Here is a 22,675-nt window from a genome sequence, read left to right as displayed (position 1 = left end):
AATATCATGAATATAGGTATCTTGTATGTTTTGCACGGCAGAAAGACCAGCATCCCACAAAAACTTTTGAATATCGTCAAAGAGTTCAGTGACACCTTGGATCTGCTGCAAGCGATCGGCATGCTGGAAGGGCAGCAACAGACATTGGAATCCGCAGTCACGTTGCTTGAAGAACAGGCAGTGGAAAAGATTGTTGTTGTCCCGGTACTGCTTTTCCCGGCTACGCACGCACGGGAAGATATCCCGCAGCGCATGCAAGCCAGCGCATCCGTTCCGTTCGAAATCTGCGAGACACTCGGGTCGACGCGCGCTGTCTACGGGTGGCTGAAAGGTCGATTGCAGGAAGTGACCGAGCGCCATCCAAAATTGCCGGTCATGCTGGTTGTGCATGGCACAACCCATTATACTGAACCTGCTGAACAACTGGAAAGGATTGCCGCTGCCTTGAGATCAGATCTAGGCCGAGAAGTCTTCGCTACGAATCATCTGGGGGAACCGCATTATCAAGCAATATCTGGAGAACACCCCTACATCGTGCAACGGCTGTTTTTTACAGATGGGTATCTTGCCAAGAAAATAGGTGTCTGGTTCGAAAATAATCGTCCTCAAGATGTGCTGCTGGAACAGTTGCTTGATGCAGAAGCCGTCCATGCTGCGCTTAAGGAACGATTGGAGGATGCCGGATGTATCCGATGATGGTCGACATCAGCAGACGCAAAGTAGTTGTGGTCGGAGGCGGCAAAATCGCTACGCGGAAACTACGAGAACTGATCCGTTGCGGGGCTCAGCCGACCGTCGTCGCGCCTGCCGTGAGTCCGGAAATCCAGAAATGGGCAGAAGGCGGCCAGGCATTACTGGTCAGGCGGACTTACCAATCCGGCGATTTTGATGGGGCAACATTCATCTTCATCTGCACGGACGATCCGGCTACAAACAAAGCCGCAAGATCGGAGGTCGGACCCCATCAGTTTCTGAACGACACGACCGATTGCAGCAACAGTGACTTCATCAACCTTGCTACTTTGCGTCAGGATGACTACCTGGTGGCTGTCTCCACTTACGGGAATGATCCGCGGAAAGCAAAACGTTTGCTTCGTGAGATAACTGAAAAAATAAATCCGACTCAAGCCTAGCGCTTGAGTTTTTTTGTTGTGAGGGAAGTTGCTTACAAGTGGCTGATCGAGGGAAACCAGATGGTTCGATATCCTTACTTCCGGCGAGCTGTCCTTCACCGGAGTAGAGTACGGTAATAACGCCTCTACCTCCGACGAAGGGTGCTTAATCGGAACTGACACCGTATAAGTGATCATAACTCCGGTTGGAATGTCTTTAACCGGAGTTGGGCAGATTAGCTAAGAAAGTGACTCGTTCATTAGAATCGCTTTTGTGTACGACATTGCACGCGCAAAACGTTTTTGTCTAAATTATGGCATTTGTCAAAACATAGGTGTTTCCCTAATATGAAATATTTCACAAATCCTTTATTGTGAATTTTATAACAACGAATAGAAGAGGGTGCGCAAATGAGAGAACATTTGGTCTTGATCGGAAACGGTATGGCAGGGGTTCGTTTGGTTGAAGAAATTTTGGAAAGAGATCCGGAACGCTATGATATCACGATCATCGGGAAGGAATGCTACCCGAATTACAATCGTATCATGCTGTCCAATGTGCTGCAGAATAAAATGACGGTGGATGAAATCATCACCAATCCATATACATGGTACGAAGAGAACAATATCACGCTGATCAACGAAGATCCGGCGGTCGGAGTCGATACAGCGAATAAGCTTGTCACAAGCGAAAAAGGGCTGAAGATCCCTTTCGATAAATTGGTTTTTGCCACTGGTTCCCATCCATTCATTTTACCGATTCCCGGTTCGCAGAAAGACGGCGTAGTCGCCTTTCGAACCATCGATGATACGGCTGAAATGATGGAAGCCGCAGGCAAGCACAAGAAAGCTGTCGTCATCGGCGGCGGTCTGCTTGGGTTGGAAGCCGCGAAAGGCCTACAGCTGCAGGGAATGGACGTCACCGTTGTCCATTTGGCCAAATGGTTGATGGAAACCCAATTGGATGAGAGAGCAGGCAAATTGTTGCAGGGAGATCTCGAGGCACAGGGACTGAAATTCCTGCTGGAACACGCAACAACCGAAATATTAGGTGACGAGCGCGTCACTGGCCTGCGCTTCAAGGACGGCACCGCGATCGATACCGATCTTGTCGTCATGTCGATCGGTATCCGACCAGCTGCCGAATTGGCGCGCGAAGTTGGTCTGGAAGTAAACCGCGGGATTGTCGTGAATGACTTCATGGAAACCAATTTGCCGGCTATCTATGCAATCGGGGAGTGCGTGGAACATGACGGGAAAACCTACGGATTGGTTGCCCCCTTGTTTGAACAAGGAAAAGTGCTGGCCGATGTATTGACCGGCATCGAAGCCAAACCATACCAAGGATCCAAGACGTTCACTTCCTTGAAAGTTTCCGGATGCGATCTGTATTCAGCAGGGAACATCATGGATACTGAAGGGATGCAGAGCATCGAAGCATTCGATGGTGTCAACAGGAACTACAAAAAAGTGTTCATCAAGGACAACCGCATCGAGGGGATCGTCCTCTACGGCGAAACAGCGGACGGCAACCGATACTACAATATGATGAAAAAAGGTCAGGAAATCGCTGATCTGCAATCGATCGCGATTCTGCAGGCCGCAGGTGAAGAGGCAGGCAGCGATGATGTCGTTGCTTGGGATGACGATGAGACCGTCTGCGGCTGCAACGGCGTCACGAAAGGCGACATCATCAGAGGCATCCGTGACAAAGGCTTGACAAATGTAGCTGAAGTCGGAAAAGTCACCAAAGCCGGAACCAGTTGCGGAAAATGCAAGCCGCAAGTACAGACTTTGTTGGAGCACGAACTCGGTGAGGGTGTCACAGCTTCAACCGGCATCTGCTCCTGCACGGATTTGAACAGGGACCAAGTCATGACTCAGATTTATGCGAAGCATCTGACGACCAGCACGGATGTATTCAAAGAACTGCATTTTGCAAATCCTGAAGGCTGCGCGAAATGCCGACCGGCAGTCAATTTTTATTTGAATGTCGCCTTCCCGACAGAACACAAAGATGAGCGCCAATCACGCTATGTGAACGAACGCATGCATGCCAATATCCAAAAGGACGGAACGTTTTCGGTCATTCCGAGAATGAGGGGCGGCCAGACGAATCCGCAGCAACTGCTGCAGATCGCCAAAGTAGCCGAAAAGTACAGCGTGCCTTTGGTGAAAGTCACCGGTAGCCAACGGATCGGTCTCTACGGCGTCAAGAAGCAGGACCTTCCGGCCATCTGGAAAGAATTGGACATGGTTTCAGCACAGGCTTATGCGAAAGCTTTCCGCTCGGTCAAAACTTGCGTCGGGAAGAACTTCTGCAGATTTGGTACCCAGGATTCAATGGGGCTTGGCATCAAGTTGGAAGAACGCTTTGAGTTCATCGACACACCGCACAAATTCAAAGTTGGCGTATCAGCTTGTCCGCGCAGCTGCGTAGAATCCGGCGTGAAGGATTTCGGCATCATTTGTGTCGAGAACGGCTATCAGATCTATATCGGCGGAAATGGCGGTACTGAAGTCAAGGAAGCGCAGTTGCTTACGACAGTGGAAACGGAAGAAGAAGTCATTGAATATTGCGGTGCTTTGCTGCAGTACTATCGTGAAACCGGCATTTACGGCGAGAGAACCGCTCCATGGATGGAACGGTTAGGGTTTGAGGCCGTCAAGCATATACTGGGCGATGCCGCCAAGCGCAAAGACTTGATCGAGGCTTTGGATGTGGCAACTGCAGTGAAACGGAAAGATCCATGGCACGAAGTCGTCGGCGATCGCGATATCCAGGAAAAATTATATTCGATAGACAGAAGAGAACTTGTAACGGTGGGTGATTAAAATGACAGAAAAAATATTTTTGACCACAACAGATGCTTTGTTTCCGCAGATCGGACGATCCGTATCGATCGGGAACAAAAAGATTGCCATTTTCCAACTATCAGACGGCCGTATCACGGCCATCGAAGATTTTTGCCCATTGACTGGCGGACCTGTTCTGGAAGGGACCGTATCAGGCGAATACCTTTATGAACCGCTGCGGGATTATAAAATATCCTTGCTTGACGGGCGCATCCAGGACCCCGATGAAGGCCAATTGAAGGTATATGAGCTGTTGCTTGAAGACGGGGACATTTACTTGAAGGATGCTTCGCTATGATCCATTTCGTAGGGGCAGGACCGGGAGATCCGGAATTGATGACTGCAAAAGGGGTGCGGCTGTTGCAGCATGCCGATGCGGTCATCTACGATCGGCTGGTCAATCCGTTGCTGCTCTTTCATTGCAAGCAGGATTGCCGTTTCATCTATGTCGGCAAAACACCTGATCGGCCCTCGATTAGACAGGCAGAAATCAGTGGAAAACTGATTGAGACAGCCGAATCTTACGAGTCGGTCGTCCGACTGAAAGGCGGAGATCCTGTCATTTTCGGCCGTCTGACGGAAGAATTAGAGGCTTGTCAGAACGCCGGTATGCGCTTCGACATTACACCCGGGATCACTGCCGCTAGCGGCACTGCCGGCTACAGCGGGATTTCGTTGACGCAAAGAGGAGTGGCCACTTCGGTGACTTTTACCACCGGCAGACTGGTCGATAATGAAAAAAACACTTTCCAGCAATTGTTGAACGGCCAGACTGTATGCCTTTACATGGGTGTGGAGGCGCTCGACCGTTTTGTGGAAGCGGCCTTGGCGCAAGGGATGTCAGCGAGAATGCCTATCCTGATCACCCAATGGGGAACATACGGCAGGCAGGTAAAGTTGCAAGGAACATTAGCGGACATCAGGCAAAAAATCAGCGAAACCAAAATCGAGAATCCGGCCATGATCATCCTGGGTGAAGTCGTCCATGCCGGGGAACGCTTTGATTGGTTTTCGGACTTGCCGGAAAAAGGCGAATCGATACTGTATATTTCCACAAACAGACCTGACATGGATGCACTGCTTGAGCAGACACAAAAAGGCGCGGATGTCTGGTGGATGCAAGTAGGCGAAACGCGGGATCACCGTTTTGATGAGGTAAACAAGCACTACTTAGCGGAGCGGCATTTCAATACCATCATCTTTGTTGATGAAGCAGCAAAAAATAGCTATGAAGCGGAAAAGGTGAAGCCATTATGGGAGCATTGAGCCCGAAAGAATTATTAGAAGAAGCCATTCTAAGAGGCAAACATAAAGCTGATTACAGCATCATGACGATGGCAACGTTGGGAATCATGGCCGGTGTCTTCATCGGACTGGCGGGTGTTGCGATGATCCGCACTATGGGATCGATGCCAGTTGAGTGGGGCACGCTCGTAAACTTGTTGGGGGCGATGGTCTTCCCGGTCGGCCTGATTTGCCTGTTGTTGGTGGGCGGCGAATTGGTGACAGGGAATATGTTGTCTGTATCACTTGCGTTGTTCGCAAAAGAAATATCCGGAAAATCCTGGTTGAGGAACATGGCGGTCGTCACACTTTTCAACTTGATGGGAGCCCTTTTTGTAGCCTATTTCTTTGGTTACTTGTCCGGCACGCTGCAAGGAGCGTTTATCGATAGGACGATTGCTGTCGCCAGAGGCCGTATCGATGTGGCACCCGTTCAATTGTTCTTTTCTTCGGTTGCTTGCAATATCCTGGTCTGCACAGGCGTTTACATGAACTATGCAGCCAAGGATTTCATCGGGAAAATTTTCGGTACTTTTCTGCCGATCATGGCTTTTGTGATTGCCGGTTATCAGCATGTCGTAGCGAACATGTTCCTGATTCCGGCAGGAATTTTCGCCGGAGGGGCGACTTGGACGGAATTCATGCTGAACATCAGCATTGTCTGGATCGGAAATCTGGTGGGCGGCGGATTCTTCATGGGCGGACTCTATTTCATGGCTTACAGAATCGGTATGCGAGAAAGTAGATAACCTTTTTATTTCAAGCGTCAGTCTTCTATAATAGTGACAGAAGGGAGGACGTTGCATGAAGACACTAAGAGTAGGGACACGAAGCAGTGCATTGGCCCTGAAACAAACCGAACTGGTCATTGAGGCTCTGAAAAGGGTGGATCCTTCGGTAGATATCGAGGTGGTCGGCATCACCACCAAAGGAGACAGGCTGGTGCACGTGCCCTTGGCGCAAATCGGAGGCAAGGGCGTGTTTGTGAAGGAAGTCGAGGCCCAACTGTTGGACGGGACAATCGACTTTGCTGTGCACAGCCTCAAGGATGTGCCAGCCCGTATGCCGGAGGGATTGACCATCGTCGCCACACCCAAAAGGGCGAATCCTTTCGATTGTTTGATCTGGAATGATGACAAACCTTTTTCGGGTACAGCTGTGCCTATGGTGATAGGCACAAGCAGTGTACGCAGGATCAACCAGTTGAAGACTGCATTTCCGGACATGTCGTTTATGCCGATCCGCGGTAATATCGAGACCCGACTCCGAAAGATGAAGGAAGAAGGATTGGACGGTATTGTCCTAGCGGCAGCAGGACTTGAAAGGATGGATTATCTGAAGGGATTGCATACCCTTATGCTCGAACCAGAAGTGTGTGTGCCGGCGATCGGACAAGGGATCATGGCTGTCCAGTGCCGTGAGGGCGATAAGGAACTGATGGCATTGCTGCGCGGAATCAATGATGAAGCTGCAGCAATTGCATGCCGTACAGAACGTTTCTTTCTGCATCGGGCTAATGGCAACTGCGACTTGCCGATAGGCGGCTATGCGCATCGATTGGATGATGGCCAATGGGAATTTTTGGCTTTCTTGGCCGAATCGACCAGCAAACCTGGGGTAAGGAAACGTTATGTCGGGGATGATCCGCTTGAGTTGGCGAAAATGGCTGCTGCCGAATTGTTGCCATGAAGAAAGCGGTATTGTTGACCAGGCCTCTAGCCATGAATGCCGAAGATCAGGTCCGCTTCCGTGAGGCAGGATACGGAAGGTTTTACGAAATACCTTTATGTGAAATCAAACAGTTACCGATACCGGAATCCATCAAAAATAAAATCAATGCGGCCGAGTGGCTTTTCTTCACGAGTCAAGCGCCTGTAAAGAGTGTCTTGGGCGTTGTTGAAAAAGGGCATCGCCCTTTGATTGCCGTTATCGGCAAGAAAACCGGTGCTATGGTCCAAGCATGCGGATTTGAAGTGGCTTTCGTCAGCCCGCAGGAGACAAAAAAACAGTTTGTTTCCGCTTGGCAGGAAACATTTCCAGCGGGAACATCGATTTTTTACCCAAAGAGCCAGCTAGCCGATGATGCCATCGAACAACTCCTGGGGATCGAAAACGATGTAACCGGTTCGGTCCTGTACCACAATGTCTTCCTGGAGGAACGCAAAGCGGAATTGACTGAGCTGCTCAAAATGGGCAAACTGTCCGCTGTTTACTTCGCAAGCCCATCGGCATGGAAAAGATTCTTTTCGGTCTACGACCAAACCGAAAAAAAACCGCTCGTTTTTTATGCCATCGGGGATACGACAAAAAAAGCCATCACTGACAGCGGCTACGAGGCTGTTCTGTTTCAACGATAAGCAAGCAGGCGCAAAGATCAACTCGATCTGAGCGCCTTTTTTTTCATTGGAGCGTCCTTTTTCCGGATATCCAGCCTTTGGAAAGGACCTTCATGCTATACGGTGCGGTGAGGAAGTTGTAGAATGTATGTAAGAGGTAAGATGAGTACCCTAGAAAATACGTTCTGCAGAAGGGAGAATTGAGATGGGGAATCTGTACAAGGACAAATTAAGCGGCAGCCGGATCGGCATCGTTTTCGGAGCGTTCGCGCCTTGCCACATCGGGCATCTGGAAGTCATCCTGAAGGCCAAGAAGGAGAATGACGGTTGCGTCGTGATCGTCTGCGGAGAAGATGGAGATTGCGGCGAGCCTTTCGGTCTGGATGTCTACAGGAGATTCCGTTACATGCGCGAATTGTTTGCGGATGATAACCAGATTTATGTTGTGATGGCGGCCGGCCAAGGCATTCCACAGAAAGAAACCGAGTGGGAGTCTTGGTTGGAAATCATCAACCTCAAGATAGCTGATTCGCTGCAGCACAGCGATGCGCAAAAGATCTGGTATACCGGGAAAACGATGCAGGCTGAGGCATTGGAAAAAAAATCCACCGACGAAGTCCATTTGGTGGACACCAGCCTCTACCCGGTCAGCGGCCAGAATATCCGCAATGATGCCTTGCGCTATTTTAATGCCATCGCTTTGCCTTTCCGGCGCGCATTCACAAAAAAAGTGCTGGTTTTGGGCGCTCCGAGCGGTGGGAAAACGACGCTGGTCAAGGATTTAGCGAAACTGTATTCCTGTCCCTACAGTTTCGAATATTCACGCCAGTATCAAGAGGAATCGAATGTGAATGATTTCGAACTGGATGGCATGGATTACCAGCGTTTGGTCACCGGGCAGTTCCAGCTGAATCGGGACACGATCGCGGATCCCGCCAGCCAAGGGATGGCAATTTTGGACACGGATGTGATGGTCACAAAAGTCTACGCACGCCTTGGCGCTGAGGACGTGGATTATGCGATCACTCCGGAAGAATATGCGATAGTGGAACAGTCAGCCAACGCCTTCATTGCGCGCCAGTTGTGGGATTTGATCCTGGTTGTGCCACCGACTCTGAAATATGTCGACGACGGGTACCGCAACATGGAATTTTCAGAGGATGCCTTTTTGACGACCATCCATGAGATGATGCTGGAGGAAATCGAAAGCAGCGGAAACCTGGATAAAGTCGTCATGCTGGATGCAAAAGGAATCGGTGAGAAGGACGAATTCAGTTATTATGCCCGTTACAAACAAGCAAAAGAAGCGATAGATGAACTGATGGGGCACAAACAATACAATAGCGATAATTGAATCCAAAGGGTGTTCGGGAAAACCGATCACCCTTGTTCGTTTATGTCTGATTTTCACAGAGGTTTTCCCGTGTTATGCTTCCTTTATCATCCAATGTCAGAGAAGTCGCTTCATACTCAAATTTTGGAGCACACATTCATAAATAACACACTTAATGGGGGAATCAGCATGGTTAAAATCGTATCGTCAGTAGTAGAGTTGATCGGAGATACACCGATCATCAAATTAAGTAAAGTCGTACCAGAAGGCTTCGCTGATGTCTATTTGAAATTAGAGGCGTTCAATGTCGGCGGCAGCATCAAGGATCGCATCGCCTTGAATATGATCGCGACAGCGGAAGAAGAGGGAATCTTGAAGCCGGGCGACACAATCGTTGAACCGACCAGCGGCAATACAGGAGTGGGTTTGGCTATGTTGGCGGCAGCGAAAGGTTATAAAGCCATCTTTGTGATGCCGGATACGATGAGCATCGAGAGGCGTCTGTTGCTTTCGGCTTATGGCGCCGAACTTGTGTTGACTCCCGGGGCTGAGGGGATGCCTACAGCTATCGCAAAAGCCAGAGAAATTGCAGCCCAACCTGGCCATTTTCTGCCTCTGCAGTTCGAAAACCCAGCCAATCCGGCTATCCATGAAACAACAACCGGTCCGGAAATCATTGCGGCATTCGACGGCGTCGGCCCCGATGCTTTCTTATCGGCTGTCGGAACAGGCGGTACGATCACAGGGGTAGGGAGAGCCTTACGAAAAGCGAATCCGGATGTCGGCATTTATGCGCTTGAACCTTCCGAATCCGCAGTGTTGAGCGGTGGCCAAAAAGGACCGCATAAGATTCAGGGAATCGGTACCGGCTTCATTCCGCAGGTATTGGACACAGCGGTATTCGATGGCGTGTTCCAGGTCTCAAGTGAAGAAGCTTTCGAAATGACGCGCAGACTTGCCAAAGAGGAAGGCATTCTTGTGGGCATCTCCAGCGGTGCGGCAGTGGCTGGAGCCATCGCCTTGGCCGGTCAACTTGGCGCAGGCAAGTCGGTTGTGACGATCGCTCCGGATAACGGCGAAAGATACCTTTCCACCCCAGTGTTTCAGAATTAAGCAATATACCGAATAATGATAGTGCCTCAACCACAGCAGGAGCGGTTCCTGTGGTTGGGGCACTTTTTTTGCTCCAAACTTGGTGAGGGCTTTTATTTGTGTATGTTTCGCTACTTTTTTTCCGCAACTATTCGTATGGATTTCGAGGAATTCAGTGGGTGCGTTCTTTTAAAATGGAATCAGCACCAGAAAAGGAGCAACGGTTGGCCGGACTGAAAAATTAGGAGGCGTCAATATGAATCCAGTCGTAATCATTCCAGCTCTTAACCCTGACGAAAAGTTGATTTTATTGGTTGAAGAGCTACAGAAAAAGGATCTGCTCACTATCGTGGTGGACGATGGCAGCGGTGCGGAATATGCAGCAATTTTCGAACTTTTGAAAAGCAAATACGCATGCGATGTCTGCACGCATCCCAGCAATTGCGGAAAAGGACGGGCCTTGAAGACGGGCATCAGATTTCTTTTGGACAAGTATCCGGACAGCACTGGTTTTGTGACGGCGGATGCAGATGGGCAACACGCGGTCTCAAACATCGGGGAAATCGCCGGCGCGCTGGGCGGAAATCCGCAGGCACTGGTGTTGGGCGTACGGAATTTCAAGGATCAGGGCATTCCCTTCCGCAGCCGCTTCGGCAACAAAATGACTTCTTCGATTTTCCTCGCCGTAACAGGCACCCATTGCCAAGATACCCAGACCGGACTGCGGGGCGTTCCTATGCAGTACGCTGATCTGTGCCTCGGTCTGACAGGGGAAAGATATGAATATGAGATGAATATGCTCATGACATTTGCGGAAAACAAAATCCCTTTTAGGCAAGTGCCGATAGAGACCATCTACATCGAGAATAACCGCGCCTCGCATTTCGACCCGATCAAGGACTCGGTCCGCATCTATTGGAATATCCTGAAATACAGTCTGTCTTCAGCGCTGTCAGCACTGGTGGACCTCTCTTTGTTCGGATTGTTCAGCACCTACCTGTTCCCATCCATGACAGCAAAAATAGGCCTTGCGACCCTGTTGGCCAGATGCATCTCCGGAGCTGTGAATTTTATGCTGAATAAGCATTGGGTATTCCAAAATGAACGGTCATTGGGAAGCCAAGGAATCAAATATGGCGCTCTCTTCATCACACAGTTGTTTTTGAGCGGACTGCTGGTGGAGCTTTTGAGCGACTTGCCGATTCCGTTGTTGCTTGTAAAAGCATTCATTGATGCATCGCTCTTTTTTGCCAGTTACGTTATCCAAAAAAAATACGTATTCAATACGGTCAAGAAAGGACACACCATTTTATGAAACAATTTTTTTCGAAGCCTTATCGTTGGGCTCTCATCTACTCGAGCCTGTTGAGTGCAGCAACTGCATTCGTCATATTGGATGCCTTTGTCATCCCAAAGTCTCTGTCTGCGGTATCCGCTACAGAGACAACGACCAGCACAAGCAATGAGGAGACGGAGGCGGGTGTATCCGAATCCGTAAGTGAACAAACGATCACCGAAGCCATCGTCACCGAATCTTCCTACGAAGATGAGAATATCCAAATAGCCATCGAAACAGGACGGAGCAACAATACAACCTATTATGCGGTGGATATCCAAGTTTCCGATGCTTCCTTTCTGAAAACCGCTTTGGCACAGGATACTTACGGCAGGAATATCAAAGCTGTCACTTCAAGCATCGCTGCCAGCCATGATGCGATTTTGGCGATCAACGGCGATTTTTATGGTTTCCGGGATGCGGGTTATGTCCTCAGGAACGGTACACTTTACCGTGATTCGGCAAGGGAAACCGAAGATGCGGAGGCGTTGGTCATCGATGACGAGGGTGACTTCTCGATCATTTCCGAAAATGAAACGAGTCTGTCTTCCCTGGACACATCAAGCATTGCGCAAATCATTTCTTTCGGCCCCGCATTGATCGAAGATGGTGAAATCAGCGTGGATGCTTCAAGTGAAGTATCCCAATCGATGACCAGCAATCCGCGGACCGCCATCGGCCAAATTTCACCGTTGCACTACATCATCATCGTGTCGGATGGCCGGACCGATGAAAGCGAAGGCTTTTCTCTGCTGCAGTTGGCAGAAGAAATGCAGAACAGAGGGGCTGTCACGGCCTATAATTTGGATGGCGGTGGTTCGTCGACACTCTATTTCAACGGCGAAATCATCAATAATCCGACAAGCGGCAACAGCACAGGGGAAAGGGAAGTGAGCGACATTGTCTATATTGGATATGAATAACAAGTCTTCTGCACCGCAAAAAACGGGCATCACCTATCTCATCGCGACCGTTGCGATGGTCATCCTCGAAAAGATTTACAGGTTGTTTGGGCACGGCGTCACATCGCCGGCAATGACTTGGATGTTCTTATTCCCATTGGCAGGAGGGCTGCCCATTTATCTTGTGAACCGCGAGAAGGTTGATATTGAAGATGCAGAGCGATTGCGCAGCTTTTCCAACCTCTACCATTCAGGGATCGCTACTCTCACGGTCGGCAGTTTCCTGAAGGGCGTTCTGGAAATAGCCGGCACTGATTCAGTCTATCTCCTTTATTTTTACATCGTCGGATTCGGTATGGTCCTGTTGGGCATCGTGCCGCTGCTGTCGAGAGCATCAAAAGGACACTCCGAACCAAACTGAGTTGCAGAACCGGATAAAATATTTCAGTGCACTCCTTGTTCCTTAACACTCTAAATAGTGGCGCTTCCGGTCTTGAAGAACTATAATATAAGTAACGGATTCAGTGAGATGAGGTGAAGTGCATGTTTACAGATAAACGACTGACGGAAGCCTACGAAAAAGCCAGGGTCGAATACATCGACGAAACGTCCAATTATGTTTTTTTGAGCGATTGTCACAGAGGCGATGGAAGCCTTTCGGATGAATTCGCAAGGAACAAAAACATTTTTTTGTATGCTTTGGAATACTATTACAAAAATGAGTTCATATACGTTGAAAACGGGGATGGCGATGAACTGTGGGAACACCACGAGTTCAAGCACATCAAAAATGCCCATCCTGAGGTATTCGCTATCCTGAAACGTTTTTATGACGAAAAACGTCTGATCATGATTTACGGGAACCACAATATCTACCTGAAAAGCCAATGGTATGTGGAACAAAATTACTTCCGGAACTATGATGAATATACCGAGTTCTTCTACGATTTCCTCCCCGGAATCCGACCAATCGAAGCCTTGGTTTTGAAGGACCGGAAGACGAAACAGGAAATATTCGTCGTCCACGGCATGCAAGGCGATCTGCCCAACGATCAACTGTGGTACCCTACGATGCTTTCCTTGAAGTACTTTTGGCGGTTCCTGCATGCATTCGGCGTCAAAAGCCCGACAAGCCCTATAAAAAATATGAACAAACGGCATAAAATCGAAAAAAACTATGTGAAGTGGATCCAGAAGCATGAAAAAATGCTGATCTGCGGCCATACGCACCGTTTCAAATATCCGAAGACTAAAGATTTGCCTTACTTCAATTCGGGGTGCTGCATTTATCCGACAACCATAACCGCCATCGAGATTACCGGTGGTCAGATCCAATTGGTCAGATGGAAAACGCGGGTGAACGAGGATGGCCTGCTCCAAATCAAACGGGAAGTCATGCGTGGGCCGGATCCGATAGGGAAATTCGATATCCGGGCGAGTGTCAAAAATGAGCCAGTAACTGAATAATTTTGCCTTACCGACTCTTCTTGTAATTTGAGAAGAGTTTTTTTGTTCTCAAAAATACAATCTGCTCAGACAAAGAAAACGGGTTCGATTATTGACAGAAATCTGTTTGCACTCCCAATGGTTGACTGATAGAATGAAGGAATGCTTTCAAATATTATCTGTGGGGGAAAAAATGGCAAAAAGAAAAACTTCAGGCAAGCACAAACTGTTGAGGCTGCTTTTGCTGTTTGCCTGGTTTCTCATCCTTACCTGGATTGAGATACATGAAGGAGTCGATCCGACTTCAAACCAGGACGGCACAACCACAACTGCAGTAATCCTGTCCACGGATGATGCGCCTCAATATACTGGCCCGGACTTCCTCGAAATAAACGGTGGGAAGAGCACCTTTGATGATTCAGAATTGCGCTTTGAAGGGGAAGGCTGGATCCGTTACGGCGATTTGGATGAGCTGAACCGCGTCACCACAATGAACGCCATGATCACGCCGGAAATGTACCAGACGGGAACCGATGCAGACAGCAGCATCCTGCCGACTGGCTGGTCGAAGAGCAATCAGAATGATTCGAATCCAAAACAGCTGAACCGCGGGCATTTGCTGGCGGATGTGCTAGGAGGAAGCGGTGAGGACTGGCGCAATCTGGTGACGTTGTACCGCAACGCGAACTATCCGGCCATGTATTTCGCCTCGGAATACATTGTCAGTGAAGCGATCCAATCTGGCACAACAGTCCGCTATCGGGTAACGCCCCTCTTCAAAGACAATGAATTGATTTGCGAAGGGCTGCACATCATGGCAAAAAGCGTGGATGACGATTCAGTCGATCTGAACGTCTATGTCTTCAACGAGCCCAAAGATGCCGTCGATTAGGTCAGCGACTGGGCTTTTCCATAATTTTAAAACAGGCACCATCAAATAGATGGATGCCTGTTTATTTTTTGCAGAAGATCCGATTTTGTTTTTCCAGAATGCTCTGCTTCCATTCAAAAAGGATGATGCCGGTCAATCCTCCCGCGGTATCGATCAATACATCGGTAAATGCAGGACCTCTTCCCGGAATGAAGGATTGATGGAACTCGTCCGAGGAGGCGTACAAAAATACGAACAGCAACGCATACAAAGCTGATCTTCCCGATGATCCCCGCCCTTTCCGAGTACGCAAAAACAGGATAGCCAAAATCAAATATTCGGTGAAATGGCCTGCCTTACGCACTAAGTAACTGAGTACCCCCTGAACGGAACTGCCGGGGCCAATCCCAAAAAATTTCAGCAATTCCAAAAGAATTCCGCTTGTTTCGGATGAATCCTGACCATTTTGGTGCGACAGCAGAAAAATGACGCCCATCCATAGGCACAAAGCCGTTGATTTGGTGTTAAAAGTAAAACGCATGCTGTATGTTTCCCTCCGTCCTATTAAATCAGTATAGCGCAGCAAGCCAAGCCTGAAAAGTGGAGACTGACAATTTTAGCGTAATAATAATATATGTAACTATACAATTGAAAATGGATAAAATTCCACATCTCATCAAAATTGTTATACAATAGAGTTGAAGTATGTTAGCGCTTACGTTTTGTGTCCGGTGATGATTTTTGCCGGTGCAACCAGCGCAATCCAACAGTAAAGGAGTCCTTTGCATGTCGCTTGAAGAAAAATACCGTATTCCGGTCGAGAAGCTGCGTTGGAGTTATCTGCATACCGGTGAACTGAATTTTTGCGAATCATCCAGGGATGTCCCTCCCTTGCAGGGCATCATCGGTCAGGATCGGGCCGTGAAATCGATGGACTTCGGGTTGGGAATGGCAGTGCCCGGCTACAATATCTTTGTTTCCGGACCACCGGGAACAGGAAAGAGCACCTACGTCCAGACCGTGGTGTCCCGTTTGGCCGAGAAAGGCAATACGCCCGATGATTGGTGCTATATCTACAATTTTACCGATCGGGACAAACCGATTGCGGTGTCTCTGCCTGCAGGGCAAGGCAAAATATTCCGCAATGACATGACCGAGTTCGTAGAGGATATGCGCAGCCTAATTCCGAAAACGTTCGAGAGCAGTGATTATGATCAACAGAAAGGCACCATCATCCAAGTGGTCCAGGAAAAGGTTGATTCTATTTTTCGGAGTATCGAACAGGAAGCTCTCAAAGCGGGATTCATCGTCAGGCAAGCTCCTGGACGCGTGGCCTTGATCCCGATCAGGGACGGCAAGCAGCTTTCACCAGAAGAATACAAAGCTCTTTCGGCAGAAGAACGCAAAATCATTGATGAAAATACCTACAAGCTTGAAAAGAGGCTGGATGAGATCATCCGCGGTTCCCGCGCACTAGAAAAAGAGGCTGATAAGCAGCTAAAGGAATTGGACACGCAAATAACCCGATTTGCGACAGAGCCTCCCATCGCCAGATTAAAAGGAAAGTACGCTTATTCAGAAAAAATCTTGGATTATCTCGATAAAGTTTTGACGGACATCACCGAAAACAACATCATCTTCCGGTTGGCCGATGCACCGCAAGCGCAAAATCCTTTCCAGCTGCCGGAAAGCGACGGTGACCCGTTCATAAAATACAAAGTCAATCTCTTTGTGAACAATGAAAACAGCAAAGGCGCCCCAGCGATCATCGAACCTTTTACGAACTATTACAATATCTTCGGGAAAATAGAATACAAAAACCAATTCATGTACACGACTACGGACTTCACGATGGTGAAAGCAGGCGCCATCCATCAGGCCAACGGCGGTTATCTGGTGCTTCAGGCAAAAGATGTGCTGTTCGATCCGTTCATGTGGGATGCCCTGAAAAAGGTTCTGAAGCATAAGCAAGCATTGATCGAGAATATCGGCGAACAATACCGCTACGTGCCGACCTTGACGCTGAAACCGGAAACGATTCCCTTGAACGTCAAAATCATTTTGATCGGGAGCCCGATATTCTACAAAGTACTGACCTATGATGAAGATTTCAGGAAACTGTTCAAAGTAAAAGTCGATTTCGATATCAGCATGGAACGCAACGAAGAGAATATCAGGAAATATGTCTCTTTCATCAGCTCAATCTGCGAAGAAACTGGAACCCTCCATTTCGACCGCAGCGGCTTAGGGAAAGTAATTGAATATGGATCACGGCTTGCGGGCAACCAGACCAAGCTGTCCACCCAATTCAATGAAATCACTGAAATTGTCCATGAATCCAGCGCCATCGCCAAGTACGAAGAGGCAACGATCGTTTCCGATAGTCATGTGAGAAAAGCGCTGGCAGACCGGAAATACAGGGCCAATATGATCGAAGAAAAATTCCAGGAAATGTTATTGAAGGACAAGATCATGATCGATATTAAGGATGAGGTCATCGGTCAAGTAAATGGCCTCTCAGTGATCCAGACAGAAGAATATGCTTTTGGCCACCCGACGCGGATAACAGCCCGTACCTATATCGGTTCGAATGGAGTGACAAACATTGAGCGCGAAACCAAAATGAGCGGCAGCAGCCATTCAAAAGGAGTACTGACGTTGGCAGGCTTTCTCGGCGGGCAGTTTGCACAGGAAAAACCGCTGGCAGTAAGCGCCCAATTGACTTTTGAACAGAATTACGGAGGTGTCGACGGGGACAGTGCCTCCAGTGCCGAACTTTATGCGCTCTTATCCAGCCTTGCTGATGTTCCGCTGAAGCAGAATCTGGCTGTCACGGGATCCATCAACCAGAAGGGTGAAATCCAACCGATCGGCGGCGCCACCGAAAAAATCGAAAGCTTTTTCGATCTATGCGAGGCTAAAGGCTTGAACGGAGGACAGGGGGTCATCATTCCGAATCAGAACGTGGACGATCTCATGCTGAAGGAGGAAATCATCGCGGCTGTGGAAGCTGCCAAATTCCACATATATTCCGTCAAGACCGTTGCGGAAGGGATTGAGCTATTGACCGGAATGAATTGCGGAAAACGCGAACCGGATGGAAAATACACACAAGGCAGCGTCTTCCATAAAGTCCAGCAGAAGCTGGAAAAATACAACCAAAGCATCGAAGCTGCTCAAATTGCAAGCAGCCAGCATATGGATGATAACGCCAGTGAATATGAAGAAGACTGATGCTGATCCAGCATTTTGATTGGCACCCAGGTCGTATTTCATAGAAATCGAAAAGCAGAGACAGGCCATTTAGCCTTCTCTGCTTTTTTGTGACACTAAGTCCGTAAAACGTTATACTAAGGAAAATGAATAGGACGGTGATGGGGATGAAAATAGCCTTACTTCAGATGATGGTCACAGCGGATAAGGAAACGAACCTAAAACGTGCAGAAGAATTGGTCAAAAAAGCGGCGCAAGGGGGAGCGGATATGGCGGTGCTCCCGGAAATGTTCAATTGTCCTTATGATAACGCCTATTTCCGAGAGTACGCAGAACCGAAAGGCGGGGAAACCTACATTAGGCTCGCGGGTATGGCGAAAGAACACGCTATATATGTGGTAGGCGGATCGATTCCGCAAATCAGGGATAATAAAATTTACAACACAAGTTATACTTTCGATCGCCAAGGCAACGAAATCCACGACTACAGCAAAACCCATTTATTCGATATCCAGGTCGAGGGCGGGCAAGTTTTCAGAGAATCCGATACGTTGACCCCTGGGGATGGAATGGGTGCGTTTGAGACCGAATTCGGCCTGTTCGGATTGGGCATCTGTTTTGACGTCCGATTCCAAAGCGACTGGGAGCTGCTCCAAAAACAAGGAGCCCTTGTCTGCATTGTTCCCGGGGCGTTCAATATGACGACCGGCCCTGCGCATTGGGAATTGCTGTTCCGGGCGCGCGCAGTCGACAATCAGCTGTTCATGGTGGGGGTCAGTCCCGCCCGCGATCTCGATTTCAGTTACCATGCTTACGGCCATTCGCTTGTGGCTGATCCATGGGGAAGCGTGCTGGCTCAACTTGGTTTTGAGGAAGACATCGCAATCGTGTCGCTGGATCTCGAGCGCGTTGCATCCATCAGAAGGCAATTGCCTATCCTCACTCCGCCGGTTTCGGAATGAAAGATTTTCATGGATTATACCAATCGATATAGATAATAAATGCATAAAGAATACTTAAAGTTTTGGTAATTCGGGAATAAATGCCTTTCTTTGTGTACCGGAGCACTTACTATTTTGCTATAATGAAAGCATGCAAATGCATCAGCTGATGCCATTCTGAAGGATATGGCCTAAAAAATAGTTGCTTTATCACCTATATGTGAATTATAAAATTTGAGAGAAGGAATCCTTTATGTCCAACGAAAAAATGTATATGACTGTCGATGGCAATGCTGCCGCAGCTTATGCATCTTATGCTTTTACTGAACTTTCAGGGATCTATCCCATCACACCGTCTTCCCCGATGGCCGATGCTGTCGATCATTGGGCGCAGGAGGGCCGCAAGAATATTTTTGGCCAAACTGTGAAAGTAACTCAGATGCAATCCGAAGCCGGAGCAGCGGGTACTGTGCACGGGGCGCTGCAAGCAGGCGCTTTGGCATGTTCCTACACATCCTCGCAAGGATTATTATTGATGATCCCCGATCTGTACAAAATGGCTGGGCAACTTTTACCCTCCGTCATCCATGTCGCCGCCCGGGCAGTTGGTGGTCATGCGCTTTCCATCTTCGGCGACCATTCGGACGTGATGGCCTGCAGACAGACCGGTTATGCCATGTTGGCTTCCTCCAGCGTTCAGGAAACGACGGATTTGGCCGCGGTCGCCCATTTGGCGGCGATTAAAGGGCGCGTACCGTTCCTGCATTTCTTCGACGGCTTCCGGACTTCGCATGAAATCCAAAAAATCGAGGTCCAATCATATGACGACCTCGCGGATATGCTGGATCAGGATGCATTGAAAGCGTTCCGTGAACGCAGTCTCAGCCCGAACCATCCAACATTGCGGGGAACGGCTCAGAATCCCGACGTCTTTTTCCAGACAAAGGAAGCCGCGAACAGGTATTACGATGCTGTTCCGGAAATTGTCGAAGGCTACATGGAAAAAATGAACAAATTGACTGGCCGGGACTACCGCCTGTTTAATTATCATGGTGCCGTGGATGCCGAGCGGGTCATCATCTGCATGGGCTCCGTATATGAAACAGCCTGCGAGACGGCTGACTACCTGAATCGCTTAGGGGAAAAAGTTGGTGTCCTCAATGTGCATCTTTATCGTCCCTTCAGCGTCGGGCACTTTATGAAGGCTTTACCGGATACTGTAAAACGGATTGCGGTACTTGACCGCACGAAAGAAGCCGGCTCCATCGGCGAACCGCTCTTTTTGGATATCGTGGCGGCCTTCAACAACCGAATTGAGCGTCCGATGGTCATCGGCGGACGCTATGGCTTGGGCTCGAAGGATACAACGCCTGAGCAAATTTTCGCAGTCTTCAAAAACCTGAAACAAGAGCAACCGCAGCACCCCTTCACAATCGGCATCAATGATGACGTCACCCACCTGTCACTTGCAATCGATGAACAGATCGATGTCCGTCAGGAAGGCACTTTTGAAGCGCAGTTCTGGGGTTTCGGTTCTGACGGTACTGTCGGAGCCAACAAAAATTCGATCAAAATCATCGGGGATCATACCGATATGCATGTACAAGCGTATTTTTCCTACGATTCGAAAAAATCGGGCGGCGTCACCATTTCCGATCTGCGTTTCGGCAAGGAGCCGATCCATGAGCCGTACCTGATCGAAAAGGCGGATTTTGTGGCTTGCCATAACCATGCCTACGTAAAAAAATATGATATGCTGAAGAACTTGAAACCGGGCGGCGCTTTCCTCCTGAATACCAATTGGCGCGCTGAGGATCTCGAAATGCGTTTGCCTGCCAAGATGAAACGATACATCGTCCAAAACAAGATTGACTTCTATACGATCGATGCCATCAACCTCGCCAAGGAAATCGGTCTGGGCGGGCGGATCAACACGATCTGTCAAGCGGCCTTCTTCAAAATCCTGCCGGTCATACCTGCCGAAGAGGCAATGAAGCACATGAAGGAAGCCGCCCGTAAATCATACGGGCATAAAGGTGAAGCGATCATTTCCATGAATGAAAAAGCGATTGATGCCGGTATGGAAGCAGTCCAAAAAATCAGTATCCCGGATAGCTGGAAGGATGCGCAGGATGCGCCGGAAGCATTAAGAGAAGAACCGGATTTTGTCCGCAACATCGCCAGCATGATGGAACGGATGGAAGGCGACCAATTGCCGGTCAGCGCCTTTGTGGACCGCGCTGACGGTACTTTCCCGCAGGGAACGACGCAATACGAGAAACGCGAAATCGCGGTACAGATACCGATCTGGAACCCTGAGGAATGCATCCAGTGCAATCAATGCTCCTTTGTTTGTCCGCATGCCGCCATCCGGCCGTTCCTGGCCACAGAAGACGAGGCAGCCAATGCCCCTGAAGGTGTGGAATTCCTGGACGGGATGCGCCCGTACAAAGACTATAAATACCGGATCCAAGTTTCCGCTGCCGATTGCACGGGCTGCGGTATCTGCGTCCTGACCTGTCCCGCCCGCAAAAAAGCGATCGAGATGAAAAACCGTGAAGACCATCTTGAAGAAAACAATAATTGGGATTATATGATCCGCCTGCCGCACAAGGAAAATCCGGTCGGCATCAATACGGTGAAAGGCAGCCAGTTTGAACAACCATTGTTCGAATTTTCCGGTGCCTGCGCCGGCTGTGGCGAAACGCCATACATCAAACTGGTCACCCAAGTGGTGGGCGATCGGATGCAGATCGCGAATGCGACTGGTTGTACGTCCATCTATGGGGGCTCTGCTCCTTCCACGCCGTACACAACCAATGATGCAGGCTGTGGACCGTCTTGGGCAAATTCCCTTTTGGAAGATAATGCGGAATTCGGCTTGGGAATGCACCATGCGACAAAACAGCTACGCCTACGCACACTTGAATTGACAGGGAAACTTTTGAACTTACAGATAGCTGATTCGCTCAGATCAGCTGCAACGGCTTGGACTGAAGGGTTCAACGCCAAAAATGGCGCCCGCAAATTAGCTGAAGCTTACATCCAAGCTTTGGAAACTACGGACACAACGGATCCGGAAATACGCCAATTGGTCAATGAACTGACGGACTATAAGGACTATCTGATGAAGCGGTCCACCTGGATGATCGGCGGCGATGGCTGGGCCTATGATATCGGCTTCGGCGGAATCGACCATGTTCTCGCAAGCGGGGAAGATGTGAACATCCTCGTGCTGGATACCGAAGTCTATTCCAACACAGGCGGACAGGTTTCGAAATCGTCCAACCTGGGTGCCATCGCCGAGTTCGCTTCCGGTGGCAAATCCGTCCGCAAAAAAGACTTGGGCATGATGATGATGAATTACGGGTATGTCTATGTCGCCCAGATCGCGATGGGCGCAAACCCTAGACACACGCTGAAAGTCATCTCCGAGGCGGAGGCCTATGATGGGCCTTCCATCGTCATCGCTTATTCCCCATGCATCAGCCACGGCATCAAGTGCGGGTTGACCGTATCGCAAGAGCACGAAAAAGATGCAGTGGAAGTCGGCTATTGGCATCTTTACCGCTTCCACCCGGAAAACAAACTGAAAGGGAAAAACCCCTTCAAGTTGGATTCTAAGGAACCGCAGTTTGAACGTTTCCAGGATTTCCTGATGGAAGAGGTTCGCTACTCTTCCTTATACAACCAATATGATGCCGAGCATGTACAGGCTATCTTTGATGAGAGCCTCCTGGCTGCAAAAGACCGTTATCAGTCCTACGCACGCTTGGACTCTTTCACTGACTAGCATCAATCCGGACCAGTCGCTGCCCAATAGTAGCGACTGGCTTTTTTTGTTGCCCTCAGGCGGGCGGGCATCCTAATGTTTTGAGAAAAGGCCCGAGGAAGGCTATAATGAAGGAAAGAAAACGCTTTTCGGGAATGGGTTTACAAAAGAAAGCGAGGAA

At 49.1% G+C, this 22,675-nt stretch carries 19 protein-coding genes; 18 read left to right on the top strand and 1 reads right to left on the bottom strand.

All coding sequences use genetic code 11. From position 1 onward, the window contains the following. Nucleotides 1–6: 6 nt before the first annotated feature. From BMZ71_RS02255 to BMZ71_RS02185, 15 genes are all read left to right on the top strand, one after another. Complete coding sequence (locus BMZ71_RS02255; RefSeq protein ID WP_086988024.1) at nucleotides 7–696, top strand: sirohydrochlorin chelatase; 690 nt, start codon at nucleotides 7–9, stop codon at nucleotides 694–696. Beyond that, a complete protein-coding gene (locus BMZ71_RS02250; RefSeq protein ID WP_086988023.1) occupies nucleotides 684–1,133 on the top strand; it encodes a precorrin-2 dehydrogenase/sirohydrochlorin ferrochelatase family protein in 450 nt (149 codons plus the stop codon). Before BMZ71_RS02255 ends, BMZ71_RS02250 begins: the two co-directional genes overlap by 13 nt. 390 nt (nucleotides 1,134–1,523) lie before the next feature. After that, nucleotides 1,524–3,947, top strand: a complete 2,424-nt coding sequence (nirB, locus tag BMZ71_RS02245; protein WP_086988022.1) for a nitrite reductase large subunit NirB — start codon at nucleotides 1,524–1,526, stop codon at nucleotides 3,945–3,947. Between the two features lies 1 nt (nucleotide 3,948). Further along, nucleotides 3,949–4,266, top strand: coding sequence for a nitrite reductase (NAD(P)H) small subunit (locus BMZ71_RS02240; protein ID WP_086988021.1), 318 nt, complete (start codon nucleotides 3,949–3,951; stop codon nucleotides 4,264–4,266). Further along, on the top strand, nucleotides 4,263–5,234 hold the full coding sequence (gene cobA / locus BMZ71_RS02235) for a uroporphyrinogen-III C-methyltransferase (RefSeq protein WP_086988020.1): 972 nt from the start codon (nucleotides 4,263–4,265) through the stop codon (nucleotides 5,232–5,234). Before BMZ71_RS02240 ends, cobA begins: the two co-directional genes overlap by 4 nt. After that, nucleotides 5,222–6,001 (top strand): formate/nitrite transporter family protein, encoded by a 780-nt coding sequence (locus BMZ71_RS02230; protein ID WP_086988019.1) that lies wholly within the window; start codon nucleotides 5,222–5,224, stop codon nucleotides 5,999–6,001. Before cobA ends, BMZ71_RS02230 begins: the two co-directional genes overlap by 13 nt. A gap of 55 nt (nucleotides 6,002–6,056) precedes the next feature. Next, a complete protein-coding gene (hemC, locus tag BMZ71_RS02225) occupies nucleotides 6,057–6,941 on the top strand; it encodes a hydroxymethylbilane synthase (protein ID WP_086988018.1) in 885 nt (294 codons plus the stop codon). Continuing rightward, nucleotides 6,938–7,609: a uroporphyrinogen-III synthase gene (locus BMZ71_RS02220; RefSeq protein WP_086988017.1), complete on the top strand. Its 672-nt coding sequence runs from the start codon at nucleotides 6,938–6,940 to the stop codon at nucleotides 7,607–7,609. The genes hemC and BMZ71_RS02220 overlap by 4 nt, the downstream gene beginning before the upstream one ends. Nucleotides 7,610–7,793: 184 nt before the next feature. Continuing rightward, the gene (locus BMZ71_RS02215) at nucleotides 7,794–8,942 is read left to right on the top strand and encodes an AAA family ATPase (RefSeq protein WP_086988016.1); all 1,149 of its coding nucleotides are present in this window, start codon (nucleotides 7,794–7,796) and stop codon (nucleotides 8,940–8,942) included. 168 nt (nucleotides 8,943–9,110) lie between these two features. Beyond that, nucleotides 9,111–10,034: a cysteine synthase A gene (gene cysK / locus BMZ71_RS02210; protein ID WP_086988015.1), complete on the top strand. Its 924-nt coding sequence runs from the start codon at nucleotides 9,111–9,113 to the stop codon at nucleotides 10,032–10,034. A 235-nt stretch (nucleotides 10,035–10,269) separates the two neighbouring features. Further along, nucleotides 10,270–11,328 (top strand): bifunctional glycosyltransferase family 2/GtrA family protein, encoded by a 1,059-nt coding sequence (locus tag BMZ71_RS02205; protein WP_086988014.1) that lies wholly within the window; start codon nucleotides 10,270–10,272, stop codon nucleotides 11,326–11,328. Further along, nucleotides 11,325–12,272 (top strand): phosphodiester glycosidase family protein, encoded by a 948-nt coding sequence (locus tag BMZ71_RS02200; protein ID WP_086988013.1) that lies wholly within the window; start codon nucleotides 11,325–11,327, stop codon nucleotides 12,270–12,272. Before BMZ71_RS02205 ends, BMZ71_RS02200 begins: the two co-directional genes overlap by 4 nt. Then, nucleotides 12,250–12,672 carry a hypothetical protein gene (locus BMZ71_RS02195; protein ID WP_143071386.1) on the top strand — a complete coding sequence of 141 codons (423 nt, stop codon included), beginning with the start codon at nucleotides 12,250–12,252 and terminating at the stop codon, nucleotides 12,670–12,672. The genes BMZ71_RS02200 and BMZ71_RS02195 overlap by 23 nt, the downstream gene beginning before the upstream one ends. Nucleotides 12,673–12,794: 122 nt before the next feature. After that, a complete protein-coding gene (locus BMZ71_RS02190) occupies nucleotides 12,795–13,718 on the top strand; it encodes a metallophosphoesterase (protein WP_086988011.1) in 924 nt (307 codons plus the stop codon). Nucleotides 13,719–13,890: 172 nt separating this feature from the next. Next, a complete protein-coding gene (locus tag BMZ71_RS02185; RefSeq protein WP_177187460.1) occupies nucleotides 13,891–14,589 on the top strand; it encodes a DNA/RNA non-specific endonuclease in 699 nt (232 codons plus the stop codon). A gap of 61 nt (nucleotides 14,590–14,650) precedes the next feature. Here the strand turns inward: BMZ71_RS02185 and BMZ71_RS02180 are convergent, their stop codons facing one another. Then, nucleotides 14,651–15,109: a VanZ family protein gene (locus BMZ71_RS02180; protein ID WP_086988009.1), complete on the bottom strand. Its 459-nt coding sequence runs from the start codon at nucleotides 15,107–15,109 to the stop codon at nucleotides 14,651–14,653. Between the two features lie 245 nt (nucleotides 15,110–15,354). Here BMZ71_RS02180 and BMZ71_RS02175 point away from each other — a divergent pair, with 245 nt between their 5' ends. The 3 genes from BMZ71_RS02175 to nifJ all read left to right on the top strand — a co-directional run bounded on the left by BMZ71_RS02175 (nucleotide 15,355) and on the right by nifJ (nucleotide 22,515). After that, entirely contained in the window at nucleotides 15,355–17,802 is a 2,448-nt protein-coding gene (locus BMZ71_RS02175) for an AAA family ATPase (RefSeq protein WP_086988008.1), read from the top strand. A 146-nt stretch (nucleotides 17,803–17,948) separates the two neighbouring features. After that, complete coding sequence (locus BMZ71_RS02170; RefSeq protein ID WP_218142758.1) at nucleotides 17,949–18,743, top strand: carbon-nitrogen hydrolase family protein; 795 nt, start codon at nucleotides 17,949–17,951, stop codon at nucleotides 18,741–18,743. A gap of 232 nt (nucleotides 18,744–18,975) precedes the next feature. Beyond that, entirely contained in the window at nucleotides 18,976–22,515 is a 3,540-nt protein-coding gene (gene nifJ / locus BMZ71_RS02165; protein ID WP_086988006.1) for a pyruvate:ferredoxin (flavodoxin) oxidoreductase, read from the top strand. Nucleotides 22,516–22,675 lie beyond the last annotated feature (160 nt).

Origin of the sequence: Trichococcus flocculiformis (assembly GCF_900113645.1) — a bacterium.
Classification (GTDB): domain Bacteria; phylum Bacillota; class Bacilli; order Lactobacillales; family Aerococcaceae; genus Trichococcus; species Trichococcus flocculiformis.
This window is presented reverse-complemented; position numbering and strand designations above follow the sequence as displayed.